Source organism: Paraburkholderia bryophila (assembly GCF_013409255.1).
Classification (GTDB): domain Bacteria; phylum Pseudomonadota; class Gammaproteobacteria; order Burkholderiales; family Burkholderiaceae; genus Paraburkholderia.
On sequence record NZ_JACCAS010000001.1, the window covers coordinates 4,487,013 to 4,502,729 of the forward strand.

The window sequence follows — 15,717 nt, forward strand, 5'->3', positions numbered from 1 at the left end:
ATAATCGCCCTCGGCGCGGGCCGCCGGTGACGGGTCACACACACCGGCGGGTTGTGCGCCCAACCGCATTCATCATCAGGAACCGAGCGATGGGCAAAGGACGAATCGAAGCCTTCAGCGATGGCGTAATCGCCATCATCATCACGATCATGGTGCTCGAATTGAAGGTGCCGGATGGTTTCGATCTGGCCGCGCTGCGTCCCGTGGTGCCGGTGTTTTGCGCGTACGTGTTGAGTTTCATCTACGTCGGCATCTACTGGAACAATCACCATCATCTGTTCCATACCGTGCAGAAGGTCAATGGCGCGGTGCTGTGGGCCAACCTGCATCTGTTGTTCTGGCTGTCGCTGCTACCGGCCGTCACGCATTGGGTCGGCGAAAACCATCTGGCCTCCTGGCCCACCGCGATGTATGGCGTCGTGCTGTTCATGTCGGCGATCGCGTATTTCATTCTGACTCGCGTGCTGATCCGCGAGCATGGCGTGGACTCGACCATCGCCAAGGCGGTCGGCAACGACTTCAAGGGCAAGGTCTCGGTGGTGATCTATCTGGCGGGGATCGTGCTGGCTTTTGTCGTGCCGTGGGGTTCGGTGGCGATGTATACGCTCGCGGCTGCCTGGTGGCTGGTGCCGGACCGGCGCATTGAACACGTGCTGGAAGCGTAGGGCGGCGCGGTGGCGCTTGAGGGATCAATCATGTCTTCAGCCACACTCAACCTCGTAGCATCCGCGGTCGCTCGTATCGGCTTGATCTCCGACACGCACAACCTCGTACGTCCGGAGGCGTTGCCCTATCTCAAGGGTTGCGATGCCATCATCCACGCGGGCGACATCTGCAATCAGGCCGTGCTCGACGCGCTGACGCAAATCGCGCCCGTCACCGCCGTGCGCGGGAACAACGACACGGGCGACTGGGCCGCGTCGCTGCCGACGCACGCAAAGCTAACTGTCCACCAGGTGACGATCCTCGTCGTGCACGATATCGCTGACGTACCCGCCGACCCGCGCAGCGAAGGCATCGGCGTGGTGGTGACCGGCCACTCGCACAAACCGTCGATCAGCGAGCGTGACGGCGTGCTGTTCGTCAATCCGGGCAGCGCAGGCCCACGGCGTTTCAAGCTGCCGATTTCCGCCGGCATCTTGCTGGTGGACGGCGCGCACGCCAGCGCTACGTTCGATTTGCTGCTGACATAAAAAAACGGGCCGACATGTCTGTCGGCCCGCTTCGTGCGATTTTCAATCAACCAATCAATCAGGCACGCGCCGTTGCCGCCGCCGCATAGCCTTCATCCATCTCCGCCGCTTCACGCTCGCCGCGCAGCACCGCATGCGCTTCCGCACGCGTCGCCACACACGGACCCGAGCCCAGCAACGGCTTGCGCGCCGTTTCACGCAGTGCGAGCACCGACACGATACCGATCAGCGACGCGCCCATCAGGTAGTACGCGGGCATCATCAGATTGCCGGTGCTGTTGACCAGCCACGCGGTCACCAGCGGCGTCGTGCCGCCAAACAGCGACACCGAAATATTGAAGCCGATCGCCAGCGCGCCATAACGGATTTTGGTCGGAAACAGCGCCGGCAGCGCCGACGGCATCACGCCGGTAAAGCACGACAGCAGCACGCCGAGAATCATCAGCCCGCTGAACACCGGCAGCACCGTGCCCATACGGATCAGCAGCAGCGCGGGGATCGACAGCGCGAACAGACCCACGCAACCGAACAGCATGACCGGCTTGCGGCCGATCGTGTCGGACAGGCGGCCGGCGGCGAGCGTCATCGGCATCATCAGCACCATCACGAGCAGCACGAGGAACAGGCCGTGCGTTTCGTCGAAGTGCAGCGTGGCCGACAGATAGCTCGGCAGATACGACAGCGCCATGTAATCGGTGACGTTGAAAATCAGCACCAGGCCGACGCACAGCAGCAGCGGCTTCCACTGTTGCGCGAGTAACTGGCCGAACGACTGCTTCGGCACCGCTTTGTCTTCGGCTTCGCGTTGCTCGGCCTGCTTCTTGAACGCGGGCGTTTCTTCGAGCTTCATCCGGATATACAGACCCACCAGACCCAACGGACCGGCGATCAGGAACGGCACACGCCAGCCCCACGAGAGCAGCGCGTCGTGCGAGAGCGTCGCGGTCAGCACGGCGACCGTGCCCGCGCCGAGCACGTAACCGATCAGCGTGCCGAACTCGAGAAAGCTGCCCATGAAGCCGCGGCGCTTGTCCGTCGAGAATTCGGCGATGAAGGTGGCCGCGCCGCCGTATTCGCCGCCGGTCGAGAAGCCCTGCACCAGGCGCGCGACCAGCAGCAGCATCGGTGCGAAGATGCCGATCGTCCCGTAGCTCGGAATCAGGCCGATCGCGAAGGTGCCGACCGCCATCATGATCATGGTCATGGCCAGCACGCGTTGCCGGCCGATCCGGTCGCCCAGCGGCCCGAACACCATACCGCCCACGGGCCGCACGAGGAACGCCGCGGCGAACGTGCCGAACGTGGCGATCAATTGCGCGGCCGGACTCGCCGACGGGAAGAACACTTTGCCGAGCGTGACGGCGATGTAGCTGTACACGCCGAAATCGAACCATTCCATCGCGTTGCCGAGCGCCATGGCGCCGACGGCCCGCTTGAGGAGAGATTGGTCGACGACGGTGATGTCGTCGAGAGAGAGGCGTTGTTCTTCTTTGTGATGTCGCCAGAAGCCGTTGCTGGAAGCGGTCAAGGTAAAAACTCCAATGACTGCGACGAAACTCATGATGCGCATGAACGTTCCGCCACGGGTGCTGGGGAAGTGCAGTTTCGCGAGCCAAAGCGAAGGCGGCGCGCCGTCGCCGGAGCCGGCGAAGGAGCGCAATGGGCGCCAAAACGAAAACGCCCGTGCCTCGCGAGACATCTCGCGAAAAAACACTCGTCTAGATTGTGCTTGCTGTTGCACCTGCGTGGCCGTGGAAGGGGGGCAGGTACATGAGGACGCTGGGGTGGCTGGAAGCTGGCCCACGCGCCGCTGGAAGGCTTGAAACGAAAAAGGCCGGTGTGAATTCACCGCTCACTGAGTGACATGAGGCGGGGAAGCGACCGACGAGCCTTCTTGTATAAAAACTGTTCGATTCAGGTCTGCGTGTGCCCAAAAACAGGCGCGAAACTCGCACGGCAAGCCATGTTGAAAAGAACGCGAATGAAGGTGAAATGCAGTTGGAACGACGCACATGTTAGCACGATGACAGAGGATCGCGCAAACCCAAGGCTCGGTGCAAGCCTTGGTGGGCCTGCTCAATCCCTTGCAGGGCGGGGGATTGGGCGAATTGAAACGGTATGTAAAAGCGGCTTAAAAGTGGCCCAGAAATGGACCGTTTGGAGAATTTTGGGCGAAAAAAATCCGCGCACGCGGCGCGGATTTTTGCAGGCGTCACGGGCTGCTTTAAGACCTTTTTTGCAGCGCGCAAGCGCGTCGCTTACTCCGCCGTTGGCGGCACATACCCTTGCGCGGTATCCGCGCCTTCGCCGAAGAAGAACTTTTCGGTCTGCTTCATCAGATATTGGCGTGCGCGCGGATCGGCCATGTTCAGGCGGTTTTCGTTGATCAGCATGGTTTGCTGCTTCAACCACGCCTGCCAGGCTTCCTTCGAAATGCTTTCGTAGATCCGCTTGCCGAGTTCGCCGGGCAGCGGCGGGAAATCGAGGCCTTCGGCTTCTTTGCCGAGCTTCGCGCATTGAACCATACGAGTCATGCTGTGCTTCTCCTTGAATCCTGTTATCGATGTGGGGGGGCGGGCAGTCGCCTGATCGCGGCGCTGCTCAGAGCTGTTTCATCAGCACGAGCGATTTGCGCTGCCAGTTATAAAGTCGGCGGCGATCTTCCGGCAGGTCGTCGACCGTTGCCTTGACGAAGCCGCGCTTGAGGAACCAGTGTTCGGTGCGCGTGGTGAGCACGAAAATACGCGTGAGGCCGCGCGCCCGCGCGCGCTGCTCGATGCGTTTCAACAGCCGTTCGCCGTCGCCGGTGCCTTGCGCTTCGGGGGCGACCGTCAGGCACGCCATTTCGCCGATGCGCTCCTGCGTGTACGGATACAGCGCCGCGCAGCCGAACAGCACGCCATCGTGCTCGATGACCGAGAAATGGTCGATGTCGCGTTCGATCTGATGGCGGCCGCGCCGCACCAGCGTGCCGTCCGATTCGAGCGGATCGATCAGCGCGAGAATCCCGCCGACGTCGTCCGGCGTGGCTTCACGCAGGCTTTCGAGGTTCTCGTACGAGATCATCGTGCCGACGCCGTCGTGCAGGAACAGTTCGAGCAGCAGGCTGCCGTCGAGCGCGTAGGGGATGATGTGCGCCCGCGCCACGCCGCCGCGGCAGGCACGAATCGAGTGCTTCAGGTAGAAGCCCGCGTCGCCGGTGACTTCGCCGCTTTCGTGCAGCTTGTAGGCGTCGTCGAGCGACAGTTCGCGAACCAGTTCGGGACCTTCTTCGCCTTCTTCCATCAGGCCCGGCGTTTCGGTCAGGAACACGATCTTGTCGGCGCGCAGCGCGATGGCCGCCGCCGAGGCCACGTCTTCCATGGACAGATTGAACGCCTCACCGGTGGGCGAGAAGCCGAGCGGCGACAACAGCACCAGCTTGCGGCTCGCCAGCGAATGGCGAATCGAATCCGCGTCGATCTTGCGCACCACGCCGGTGTGGGCGAAGTCGACGCCGTCGAGAATGCCGACCGGCCGCGCCGTCACGAAGTTGCCCGACACCACGCTGATGTGCGCGTGCGCCATGGGCGTGTTCGGCAAACCTTGGCTGATCGCTGCCTCGATATCCAGACGCACTTCGCCGGCCGCTTCTTTCGCGGACTCGAGCGCGCGGGCATCTGTAATGCGCATGCCGTGCGAAAACTCGGATTCGACGCCGTGCAGGCTCATCTGCTCTTCGACCTGCGGTCGCGAGCCATGCACCAGAACGATCTGGATACCCATGGCCTGCAACAGTGCGATATCGGACACGAGCGCATTCAGGAGCCCCTGATGCACCACCTCGCCGCCAAAGCCGACGACAAAGGTCTTGTTACGGAATGCATGGATGTAAGGGGCGACTGAGCGCATCCAGTCGACGAATTGCGCATGCTGGGCGAGGTTTTCCGTTGCTCCGGCGGGGGCCGGAACGCTCGCGGGCGCGGGGACGAGGTCGGTTTGGGAATTCATGCCGGGGATTATAATGCGCCCCCATGTCGAATGTACCCAAAAGTCCCGCTGCGGCGAACGAGAATCCGGCGCCGGCCGCCGATCAGTTGAACACCGGCGACGCCGGGCGCCGTCCTGCGCAGGACGCCAACCGAAACACGCCGCAAAAGGCGCGCGAAACGCGTCGTCCGGAGCAGGGCGCGCAGCCGCACGCGCAGAAAAAAAATCCGCTGCGTGAGGCTGGTGCGAGTGGCGCGCAGGCGCCGAATCAGCCGAAACGCGGTGAAGGCCGAAGCGACCAGCCGCGCCGTGAACCGCGCGCCCCTCGCCCGCCGCGTGTCGTCGAACCGAATCCGATTCCACCGATCACCTTCCCCGAAGCGCTGCCGGTTTCCGGCCGTCGCGAGGAGATCGCCAAAGCGATCGCGGAAAACCAGGTCGTGATCGTCTGCGGTGAAACCGGCTCCGGTAAAACCACCCAACTGCCGAAAATCTGCCTCGCGCTGGGGCGCGGCCTCGGCGCGGGCGGCACCGGTCTGATCGGCCATACGCAGCCGCGCCGGATCGCCGCCTCGGCCACCGGCCGCCGGATCGCCGAAGAACTCGGCACGCCGTTCGGCGAAGTGGTCGGCTACAAGGTGCGCTTTACCGACAATCTGTCGCCGGGCGCGTCGGTCAAACTGATGACCGACGGCATTCTGCTCGCCGAAACGCAGACCGATCCGCTGCTCAAGGCCTACGACACGCTGATCATCGACGAAGCGCACGAGCGCAGCCTGAACATCGATTTTCTGCTCGGCTATCTGAAGGAAATTCTCGTCAAGCGTCCCGATCTGAAGCTGATCGTGACCTCGGCGACGATCGACGCCGATCGTTTCGCGCGCCATTTCGGCAGCGACGAAAAACCCGCGCCGGTGATCGAAGTGAGCGGCCGTCTGTATCCGGTCGACGTGCGTTACCGTCCGGTCGTCGAAGACAGTCCGGCGGTGAAGGCCGCAGAGGGGACGAGGAGCGCTGCGGGTTCGCCGGCAGCTGGGCGCGAGCGCCCCGATCGTCCGAAAACCCAGCGCGAAGCCGACCGCGATCTGATGGACGCGATCGTCGACGCCGTCGACGAGTTGTGCCGCGAAGGCCCCGGCGACGTGCTGGTGTTCCTGCCCGGTGAGCGCGAAATTCGCGACGCCGCCGAAGCGCTGCGCAAACACCATCCGCCGCACACGGAAATTCTGCCGCTGTTCGCGCGACTCTCCGCCGCCGAACAGGAACGCGTGTTCCGCATTTCGAACACGCGCCGCATCGTGCTGGCCACTAACGTTGCCGAAACCTCGCTGACCGTGCCGGGCATTCGCTACGTGGTCGACACCGGCCTCGCGCGCGTGAAACGCTATTCGTACCGCAACAAGGTCGAGCAGTTGCAGGTGGAATCGATTTCGCAAGCCGCCGCGAACCAACGGGCGGGGCGTTGCGGCCGGGTCGCCGACGGTATCTGCATCCGTCTGTACGAAGAAAGCGATTTTCAGGGCCGCGTGCGTTTCACCGATCCGGAGATTCTGCGTTCGTCGCTGGCGTCCGTGATTCTGCGGATGAAATCGCTGCACCTGACCGCGATCGAAACGTTTCCGTTCATCGAGCCGCCGCCGGGCCGCGCGGTGGCCGACGGTTATCAGTTGCTCAATGAACTCGGCGCGGTCGACGACGACAACCAGCTCACGCCGCTCGGCCGCGAACTCGCGCGCCTGCCGCTCGATCCGCGCGTCGGCCGGATGATTCTGGCGGCGCGCGATCAGCAGGCGTTGAAGGAAGTACTGATCATCGCCAGCGCGTTGTCCGTGCAGGACCCGCGCGACCGGCCGATCGAAGCGCAGGAGCAGGCCGACCAGGCGCATCGCCGTTTCGCCGACGAGCGCTCCGAATTCCTCCAGTGGCTAAAAATCTGGAACTGGTTCGAAGAAGCAATCACGCACAAGAAGTCGAACAAGCAGTTGCACGAGGAATGCCGCAAGAACTTCCTGTCGCAAATGCGTCTGCGCGAATGGCGCGACGTGCACTCGCAACTGCTGACGGTGGTGCGCGAACACGGCTGGCGTTTGAACGAGGCCGAAGCGACCTTCGAGCAGATTCATCTCGCGCTGTTGACCGGTCTGCTGGGCAACATCGGCTTGAAAGCCGACGACGAACCGTATTACCTCGGCGCGCGCGGCATCAAGTTTTATTTGTGGCCGGGCTCGGCGCTGGTGAAGAAGGCGGGCAAGTGGGCGATGGCTGCCGAACTGGTCGAGACGAGCCGGCTGTACGCGCGCTGTATCGCGAAGATCGAGCCGGAGTGGATCGAGCGGATCGGCGCACATCTGTTGAAGAAGTCGCTGTCCGAGCCGCATTGGGAGAAGCGCGCGGCGCAGGTGTCGGCGTTCGAGCGGGCCATGCTGTACGGCCTGCCGATCTATCACCGCCGCCGCGTGAGCTTCGGCCAACAGGACCCGGCGCGTGCGCGTGAGCTGTTCATTCGCGGCGCGCTGGTGGAAGGCGAGTTCGACACGAAGCTCGCGTTCTTCGCGCACAACCGCAAACTGCTCGCCGACATCGAGCAACTCGAACATAAGTCGCGCCGGCAGGACGTGCTGGTCGACGACGAGCTGATTTTCGGCTTCTACGATCAGGCGGTGCCGCAGGGCATCCACACCGGCGCGGCGTTCGAGCGCTGGTATCGCGACGAGCTGAAAGCGGCCGGCCAGACCGAAGACAAACTGCGCCTGCTGTACCTGTCGCGCGACGATCTGATGCGTCACGAGGCGGCCGGCGTCACGACCGATCTGTTCCCGAAGCGAATGACGATGTCGGGCGTCGAGATGGCGTTGACGTATCACTTCGAACCGGGTTCGCCGCGCGACGGCGTGACGCTCGCCGTGCCGCTGTATGCGCTGAATCAGGTCGACGCGCGACGCTGCGAGTGGCTCGTGCCGGGCATGCTGAAAGAGAAGGCGCAACTGCTGCTGAAGTCCTTGCCGCAGAAATTGCGACGCCACTGCGTGCCGTTGCCGGAGTACGCGGCGGGTTTCGTCGACCGGCATAGCGGGCCGCGTTACGGCGCGGGCGGCTTGCTTGAGTCGCTGATCGCCGATGTTCGCGAGCAGAAGCAGATCGCGATGAAGCAGGCCGACTTCAAGCTCGAGACCTTGCCGGCGCATCTGTTCATGAACTTCAAGGTCGTCGACGAACACGGCCGTCAGCTCGCGATGGGCCGCAACATGGCGCAATTGCGCTCGGAGTTGGGCAGCCAGGCGCAGCAGCATTTCCAGAAGATCGCGTCCAGCGCGGCAGGCGTGGCGCTGGCGGATGCGGGCGGCGGCAGCGTCGCGGCGGCCGCGCAGGCCGGTGCTCGAGGTTCGCAGGGTGCGCAGGGTGCGGAGTCCGGTGCGGCAGCAAACGCGGGCGCCGCGGCGCAACGCGGCGGCAAGGGTGGGTCTGGCGCTGCTTTGTCGCAAACCGTGCAAACCGTGCAAACCGCGCAAGGCGGCACGGCCGGCACTGCGCTGTACGAAAAACTGACCACGTGGAATTTCGGCAAGCTTCCCGAGTTGCTCGAAATTCGTCGCGGCGGCCAGACGTTGTTCGGCTACCCGGCGCTGGTGGATCGTGGCACGCATTGCGACGTCGAAGTGTTCGACTCGCCGGAAGAGGCCGCGCGGATTCATCGTGCGGGTTTGCGTCGACTGTTCGGCTTGCAGTTGAAGGAACCGATCAAGTATCTGGAAAAGAACCTGCCGGGCTTGCGCGAAATGGCGATGCAGTTCATGCCGCGCGGCACGCAGGAAGAGTTGCGCGATCAATTGATCGATACCGCGCTGGACCGCGCGTGTCTGCAAGACCCGCTGCCCGCCGACGATCTGTCGTTCCACACGCGCCGCGACGAAGGCCGTAGCCGACTGACCTTGCTGGCGCAGGAGATCGCCCGCCTGGTGGGGCAGATTCTCACCGAATACGCGACGGTGACGAAGAAGCTGATGCAGGCTCGCACCTTCACGGCCGCGCATGCCGACATTCAGAATCAGCTCGATGCGTTGATCGGCAAGCGCTTCGTGGTCGACACGCCGTATTCGCAGTTGGCGCACTTTCCGCGCTATCTGAAGGGCATCGTGCTGCGTATCGACAAGCTGCGAGCGGACCCCGCACGCGACGCACGGCAGTTCGCCGAGTTTCAGCCGCTGTTGCAGAACTACCAGCGCGCGGTGGCGCAACGCGGTGGGGTGCTGGATACGCGCTTGTCGGAGTTTCGCTGGCTGCTGGAGGAACTGCGGATTTCGCTGTTCGCCCAGGAGTTGCGTACGCCGATGCCGGTCTCGGTGAAGCGGCTTTATAAGGTGTGGGAGTCGATGCAGCGGTAAGCGGTGGCGCGGGGGCGACCCTGCTCCACTCACCAATGCATGCCCGCGCCGAGCGACGCGCCGATTTGCCCGCGCGAGTCTGTCGTGCCTTGCACCTTGTAGACCCACTTGCCGGTTGGCGACAGTTGCGACACGCCGATCGCGATCGCCGACTGTCCGCCGTAAGTGCCGCCGGCCATCGCCACCATGCCGCGTCCCGGCAGCACCGCTTGCGGCAGGCCTGCCACGGCGAGCGCGGCCGCCGTGCCGCCGTAGGCGTCGCGGCGGGCGGAGCGGATCTGGTCGTCGGTATAGCTGTTGGCCTGACTGACCGCGCCGCCCATGCTCTGCTGCAACTGGTTGACGTTGACCGCGTCCGTGCCTTGCACGCCAGCCGCGACGTTGGCGATCTGCCGCTCCTGCCCGGCCGCACCTATCGACACGGTGCCGGCCCGGTCGGCCACTGAGCCCTGACCCAAAGCCACCGAGTTATCCGCACTCGCGTTCGCCGTTGCGCCGAGGGCGATCGCGTTGCTGCCGCTCGCGCTCGAATTCACGCCCAGCGCGGCGGCGTTGCTGCCGGTGGCGTTCGCCGTTGCGCCGACGGCCACCGCGCCAGTTCCCGCCGCTTGCGCGCTCGCACCGGCCGCCACCGACAGCGTGCCCGATGCCAGGGCGCTTGCGGTCGGATCGCCCGCCGCGCCGAACAGCGGATTGGCGCCCGCGCCGTTCACGGCGACGTTGCTGACCGCGCCGCTGATGGCCGCGTTCAACTGCCCGAGGTTGACCGCATCGCTCGACTCGACACCGTTTGCCACGTTGTGAATCAGCGTGCCGTTCGCGGCCGGATCGCCGCCGAGCGTCACGTTATGCCGGTCGACGCTGCCGTCGGCATTTCGCGCGTAGGAGAGCGCGCTGTCGAGCGCCGCCGCGCTGCCGTCGATCCGGGTCTGCAGCGCCTTCAACTGGCTCACGTTGACCGCGTCGGTATCGTTCGCGCCGGCGGCGACATGGGTGAGGCGGCGCTCGTTGCCCGCTGAGCCGATCGACACCTGCCCGACCGCACTGAACCCTCGGATGACGGAGGCGTCCGCGCCGGGCGGAACGTAAGCGAGCCCGCCCAGCGGCGCCGCGACCGAGGCGGCACCGAGCGCGACGCTGTTCGCCTCCGTGACAAAGGCGCCGAAGCCGAACGCCGCCGACTGGTCGGCGGTCGCCCCGGCCGCCGCGCCGATCGCGGTGCTTTGCGTGCCGGTTGCCGCCGAGGACCCGCCGATCGCGACTGCCTCCGAACCGGCGGCGCGGGCCCACGTGCCCAACGCGAAGGCATCGGCGCCGCTCGCGAGCGCGCCGGCGCCAATCGCGCTCGCGTTGGTGCCGGTCGACGTAGCGAAGTCGCCGATGGCAATCGAGCCCGGATTGCTCGCGAGCGCACGGCGACCCATCGCAACGGTGCCATCGGCGTCGGAGATCGCGCCGACGCCGATGGCGAGTGCGGCGTTGCCTGTCGCGCGCGGTTCGGCATCGCCGGTGTCGGTGCCGGTGGCGCTGAAGTAGCGCGGCGTGGCGCTGTTTGCGGCGGCCGTGACTCGGTCGTTCACCGCCTTCAACTGGCTGACGTTGACCGCATCCGTCTCGTTGGCGCCGGCCGCGACGTGAGTAAGACGACGCTCGCTCCCCGCGGCGCCAATGGCGACCTGGCCCACCGCATTGACAGCCTGGATGGCCGCGGCGTCCGCGCCGGCGGGAACGTAAGCGAGCCCGCCCAGCGGCGCCGCGATCGAGGCGGCGCCCAGCGCGACGCTGTTGGCTTCCGAGACGAAAGCGCCGGCGCCGAACGCGACGGCCTGGTCGGCGGTGGCGACCGTGCCTGCGCCGACTGCAATACTTTGCGCACCGGCCGCCCGCGACCTCGGACCCGTCGCGATGCTGGCGCCGCCGCTCGCGCTTGCGTGAAAACCGAACGCGACGTCGGCTTCTTGGGTGGCGAGTGCATAGGCGCCGAACGCGGTGCTGCCCATGCCGTTAGCCTCGGCATTGCTGCCGAAGACCGATGCGGCATTGCGGGTAGCGCGTGCCGCGTAACCGACCGACGTGGTTTCTTCCGCGCCGGCCACCGAGTAGGGGCCCAACGACACGGCTGCACCGCCCGTTGCGTTCGCATTGGCGCCGAGCGCCATGCTTTGCCAGCCGGCCGCGCTGGCCAGGTAGCCGATGGCGATCGCACCGGGGTTGCTCGTGCTGGCCCGGTCGCCGACCGCGATCGATGCGGTTGCGCCCGCCCGGGCGTTCGGGCCGACGGCCACCGCGTTCTCACCGGCCGCGGCGGCGTTGTCCGCGCCCGTGGCGGGTGCGTCGACGTCGAGATAATGCTCCGCCTTATCCCAGGGCAGGGCGGCTTGCGCGCAAGTCATGCCGCCGAGCAGCGCGGCGCCTGACAGCGTCAATCGGGCCGCGACAGCCGTGCCGATTTTAAACTGGACGCGCTGCATTAATCCGGCCGCGATATCGGCATCGTCTTTCGATGTTGATTCAATCAATTTAATCATGTTTCTCCGGGATCCAGATATTAGAAAGAAAATGAGGGGCGACAATCCGGTTTAATTCACTATTTAATGGAGTGGGCGAAATTTCATCGCCTGCAAGATAAAACCATGCGAAAGGGTGTGGGTTTCGCGCGAACGGAAGTCGGGGCGTACCTTTGCCGTAAGGGTGTGGGCTTCGAACTGTTGTTATTGTGGATTCTATTGGCCCAAAGCCGTGATGGGACAAATCCGAAAATAAAATTCCGCTTAGCTGGCGATGTTTTTTGAATTCTTATTTCGGGGAAATTGATTAAGAAGGAAGGCTGGGGCGGTGGTGATTTTGGCTAATAATCCGCAATTCGCTTCTGCTGAATTTAAGTTGTCACGGTCGATGACGTGTCATTTTGGGAGGAAATAAGAAATATCCCGACGATAGCCCTACGGTATTTCGAAGTCCGCAGCGCGAATGCGTCGCGCCTTTCAGCGCCGCAACGTGCCAAACCATCCAACGCTCGACCCATGTCAACCTTGCATCACAGTAAACGTTCTACAATGACGAACGTTCTCCCGAAGTGAGTTTTCATGCGCAATTTTTCCTTCTCCGGCTTGACCGGCACGGTCCTGGCGGGCGCGGCAGTGGTCGCGGCAACAGGTTTTTTCTCTCCCGCGGCGCACGCAAACAACGTGATCGTGCTCAACTCCGGCGAAGCCACGCTCAGCCTGATCGACGAAGCCACGCACCAGGTCGTCGGCACGGTGCCGACCGGCAAGGAACCGCACCATCTGATGGCCACGCCGGACAATTCGTCGTTGATCGTCGCGAATTCGGTGTCCAACAATCTGATGTTCGTCGACCCGAAAACGGGTCAGGTGCAGCGCTGGGTCGAGAACATTGAAGATCCTTACCAGATCGGTTTTTCGCCTGACCGCAAGTGGCTGGTCACCACCGGCCTGCGTCTGGACCGGCTCGACATCTATCACTACGACGGCCAGAAGAACCAGATGACGCTGGCCTCGCGGCTGCCGCTCGCGGTCATGCCGAGCCACATGGCGTTCACGAACGACAGCAAGACGGTGTTCGTCACGCTGCAGGTGTCGGGCGAGCTGGCCGCAATCGATCTGGCCACGCAAACCGTCAAGTGGAAGATGAAAGTCGGCAAGGTGCCGGCCGGCCTGTGGATGACGCCGGGCGAAAAATATCTGCTGATCGGCATGACGGGCTCGGATTACGTCGCGGTAGTCGACTGGCGCAACCAGAAGATCGTCAAGACCATCCAGACCGGCAAGGGCGCGCACAACTTCCGCTCGCTTGCCGACGGCAAGCACGTCGCGGTGTCCAACCGGGTGGCGAGTACGATCAGCATCATCGACGAAGACACGCTCACCAACGTCGGCGACATCACCGGTCTGATGCCGGGACCGGACGACATGGAACTGACCGCCGACAAACGCTATCTGTGGGTCACATTCCGCTTCGCGAAGCACGTCGGCATCATCGACCTGACTACCCGCAAGCTGATCCAGACGATCGCCGTCGGCCGTTCGCCGCACGGTATCTATTTCTACAATCGCGCACCGGTCACGGCGCCGAACGGCGCTTGACGCCTGTCGGCCAGGCGCGCAATGACGGATAAGGTCGCGAGGCCAGCACCATGTTCTATCTGATCGTTTCTTCACTCGACAGCTTCGTCTCCGCCGTGCAGACGTTGCTGTACGTCGACGTGGTGCAGCCGCTGCTGTTCCGCTTCGACCTGATGGGCTATGACGAAGACACCTACGACAGCCTCTACTGGGTGATCGTCGGCGTGCTGGAAGTGCTGGCCATGTACGCGGTGCTGCGCCCGCTGGAAGCACTGCGTCCGGTGGAGCGGTGGGAGAACCGCCGCGCGGTGCGCGTCGACGTGATTTACACGTGGATCGCCAAGCTCGGGATTCTCAACCTGTTTTTCTTCTTCGCGCTGCAGCCTTTGTTCGACAACGTGCAGGCATGGCTGCGGCTGCACAACATCGCGAATCTCGAGTTCGACAATCTGTGGCCCGGCGTCACCACGCAGCCGCTCGTCACGTTCGTGATGTATCTGCTGGTGCTCGATTTCGCCGGTTACTGGTATCACCGCTGGGAACACCGCATCGGCGTGTGGTGGGAACTGCACGCGGTGCATCACAGCCAGCAGCAGATGTCGCTGTGGTCCGACGACCGCAACCATCTGCTCGACGATCTGCTGCAGGCGTCGTTCTTTGCCGTGATCGCGCTGGTGATCGGCGTGCCGCCGTCGCAATTCGTCGTGCTGGTCGCGATCACCAATCTTGCGCAGAGCGTGCAGCACGCGAACATCCGCCTGTACTTCGGCTGGCTCGGCGAGCGCCTGCTGGTCAGCCCGACTTTCCATCGCCGCCATCATGCAATCGGCTACGGGCATGAAGGGCTGAAGTACGGCTGCAACTTCGGCGTGCTGTTTCCGTGGTGGGACATGCTGTTTCGCAGCGCCTCCTGGAGCCGCGTGATGGAGCCGACCGGCATCAGCGATCAACTGCAAGGCCGCCGCTACGGCGACGGCTTCTGGGCGCAGCACGGGCTCGCGTTCGTGCGGATTGCCCGACGCCTCGCGTCGAAACGCGGCGGCGAACGCGGCGCGGGCAGCGACGCCAGCGCCGTTTGAGTCTCTCTTCCTTTGCGCCGCCGGTTCCCCGGCGGCGTGTCACGTGGTTTATCCTGTTCAGGTTTTCGCACGCCCCGAACCCGAAGGCAAAAAGCTTTGGGCGCGGCGCGCGGCTTTCCTTATTCCATCGTTATGTTCACCGGCACTGGCTCGCATGAATGATCTGTTGCGCTCGTTCGGGCGCGCGCTGGCAAGCGCGCTCCACCCGCGCATGCTCTGGCTGACCTTCATGCCGTTTTTCGCGGCAACGGTCGGCTGGGGCGTGACGCTGTGGTTCTCGTGGCAGACGCTGATCGGCGCCACGCGCGGCTGGCTCGATAGCTGGTCGTTCACGCTCACGCTGTACCGGCTGTTCGACTGGCTCGGCTTTTCGGCGCTGCATACGGCGGTCGCGCCGTTTATCGTGATCGCGATGGCGATTCCGCTGATCGTCGTCACCGTGCTGCTGCTGATCGCCACGCTGTCGATGCCGTCCGTCATCCGCTTTCTCGCGGCGCGGCAATTCGCGGGGCTCGAAATGCGCCGCGGCGGAACGTGGTACGGTAGCCTCGGCCAGGCGTTGTGGACCACGCTGGTCTGTCTGGTGCTGCTGATCGTCACGCTGCCGCTGTGGCTGGTGCCGCCGTTCTTCGCGCTGATTCCGCCGCTGCTGTGGGGCTGGCTGACCTATCGTGTGATGAGTTACGACGCGCTCGCGCTGCATGCCACCCGCGACGAGCGGCGCGCGCTGGTGCGGCGCTTCCGCTTGCCGCTGCTACTGATCGGCGTGGCCAGCGGCCTGCTCGGTTCGCTGCCCACTTTGCTGTGGGCGTCGTCGGTGTGGCTGATCGTGCTGTTTCCGGTGATCACCGCGGTGACGATCTGGATCTACGCGTTCATCCTCGTGTTTTCGGCGCTGTGGTTCGGCTACTACTGTTTGCGCGCGCTGCAGCGCATGCGCGCGGAAGAGCACGGCGGCGTGCGGCACGTGGCGCCGGTTACTTATTGATGAATTACTGACTAGGCAAAA

10 protein-coding genes are annotated in these 15,717 nt (G+C 64.1%); 6 read left to right on the forward strand and 4 right to left on the reverse strand.

Features of this window, described 5'->3' with window-relative positions:
• Positions 1–89 precede the first annotated feature (89 nt).
• Both GGD40_RS20165 and GGD40_RS20170 read left to right on the forward strand, forming a co-directional pair.
• Positions 90–665, forward strand: coding sequence for a TMEM175 family protein (locus GGD40_RS20165; RefSeq protein WP_179703795.1), 576 nt, complete (start codon positions 90–92; stop codon positions 663–665).
• A gap of 30 nt (positions 666–695) precedes the next feature.
• Positions 696–1,193 (forward strand): metallophosphoesterase family protein, encoded by a 498-nt coding sequence (locus GGD40_RS20170; RefSeq protein ID WP_179703796.1) that lies wholly within the window; start codon positions 696–698, stop codon positions 1,191–1,193.
• A 58-nt stretch (positions 1,194–1,251) separates the two neighbouring features.
• On the opposite strand, the gene proP is transcribed toward GGD40_RS20170, so the two are convergent.
• The 3 genes from proP to argA all read right to left on the reverse strand — a co-directional run bounded on the left by proP (position 1,252) and on the right by argA (position 5,183).
• Entirely contained in the window at positions 1,252–2,754 is a 1,503-nt protein-coding gene (proP, locus tag GGD40_RS20175) for a glycine betaine/L-proline transporter ProP (protein ID WP_257030528.1), read from the reverse strand.
• A 697-nt stretch (positions 2,755–3,451) separates the two neighbouring features.
• The gene (locus tag GGD40_RS20180; RefSeq protein WP_035546551.1) at positions 3,452–3,727 is read right to left on the reverse strand and encodes an oxidative damage protection protein; all 276 of its coding nucleotides are present in this window, start codon (positions 3,725–3,727) and stop codon (positions 3,452–3,454) included.
• A 67-nt stretch (positions 3,728–3,794) separates the two neighbouring features.
• Complete coding sequence (gene argA, locus GGD40_RS20185) at positions 3,795–5,183, reverse strand: amino-acid N-acetyltransferase (RefSeq protein WP_035546550.1); 1,389 nt, start codon at positions 5,181–5,183, stop codon at positions 3,795–3,797.
• 23 nt (positions 5,184–5,206) lie between these two features.
• Here argA and hrpA point away from each other — a divergent pair, with 23 nt between their 5' ends.
• Positions 5,207–9,544, forward strand: a complete 4,338-nt coding sequence (hrpA, locus tag GGD40_RS20190) for an ATP-dependent RNA helicase HrpA (RefSeq protein WP_179744680.1) — start codon at positions 5,207–5,209, stop codon at positions 9,542–9,544.
• A gap of 29 nt (positions 9,545–9,573) precedes the next feature.
• Here hrpA and GGD40_RS20195 read toward each other — a convergent pair whose 3' ends face one another.
• Positions 9,574–12,072 (reverse strand): YadA family autotransporter adhesin, encoded by a 2,499-nt coding sequence (locus GGD40_RS20195; protein WP_179744681.1) that lies wholly within the window; start codon positions 12,070–12,072, stop codon positions 9,574–9,576.
• 558 nt (positions 12,073–12,630) lie between these two features.
• On the opposite strand from GGD40_RS20195, the gene GGD40_RS20200 reads away from it, so the two are divergent.
• The 3 genes from GGD40_RS20200 (at position 12,631) to GGD40_RS20210 (ending at position 15,696) form a co-directional block, all read left to right on the forward strand.
• Complete coding sequence (locus GGD40_RS20200; RefSeq protein ID WP_179703800.1) at positions 12,631–13,650, forward strand: YVTN family beta-propeller repeat protein; 1,020 nt, start codon at positions 12,631–12,633, stop codon at positions 13,648–13,650.
• Between the two features lie 50 nt (positions 13,651–13,700).
• Positions 13,701–14,708: a sterol desaturase family protein gene (locus GGD40_RS20205; protein ID WP_179744682.1), complete on the forward strand. Its 1,008-nt coding sequence runs from the start codon at positions 13,701–13,703 to the stop codon at positions 14,706–14,708.
• Positions 14,709–14,862: 154 nt separating this feature from the next.
• Positions 14,863–15,696, forward strand: coding sequence for an EI24 domain-containing protein (locus GGD40_RS20210; protein ID WP_179703802.1), 834 nt, complete (start codon positions 14,863–14,865; stop codon positions 15,694–15,696).
• The last annotated feature ends 21 nt before the right edge of the window (positions 15,697–15,717 follow it).

Coding starts and splice junctions, on each gene's coding strand:
- GGD40_RS20195 (WP_179744681.1), bottom strand. CDS start 12,072: ATGATTAAATTGATTGAATCAACATCGAAAGACGATGCCGATATCGCG.
- proP (WP_257030528.1), bottom strand. CDS start 2,754: ATGAGTTTCGTCGCAGTCATTGGAGTTTTTACCTTGACCGCTTCCAGC.
- GGD40_RS20210 (WP_179703802.1), top strand. CDS start 14,863: ATGAATGATCTGTTGCGCTCGTTCGGGCGCGCGCTGGCAAGCGCGCTC.
- GGD40_RS20200 (WP_179703800.1), top strand. CDS start 12,631: ATGCGCAATTTTTCCTTCTCCGGCTTGACCGGCACGGTCCTGGCGGGC.
- GGD40_RS20165 (WP_179703795.1), top strand. CDS start 90: ATGGGCAAAGGACGAATCGAAGCCTTCAGCGATGGCGTAATCGCCATC.
- argA (WP_035546550.1), bottom strand. CDS start 5,183: ATGAATTCCCAAACCGACCTCGTCCCCGCGCCCGCGAGCGTTCCGGCC.
- GGD40_RS20180 (WP_035546551.1), bottom strand. CDS start 3,727: ATGACTCGTATGGTTCAATGCGCGAAGCTCGGCAAAGAAGCCGAAGGC.
- hrpA (WP_179744680.1), top strand. CDS start 5,207: ATGTCGAATGTACCCAAAAGTCCCGCTGCGGCGAACGAGAATCCGGCG.
- GGD40_RS20170 (WP_179703796.1), top strand. CDS start 696: ATGTCTTCAGCCACACTCAACCTCGTAGCATCCGCGGTCGCTCGTATC.
- GGD40_RS20205 (WP_179744682.1), top strand. CDS start 13,701: ATGTTCTATCTGATCGTTTCTTCACTCGACAGCTTCGTCTCCGCCGTG.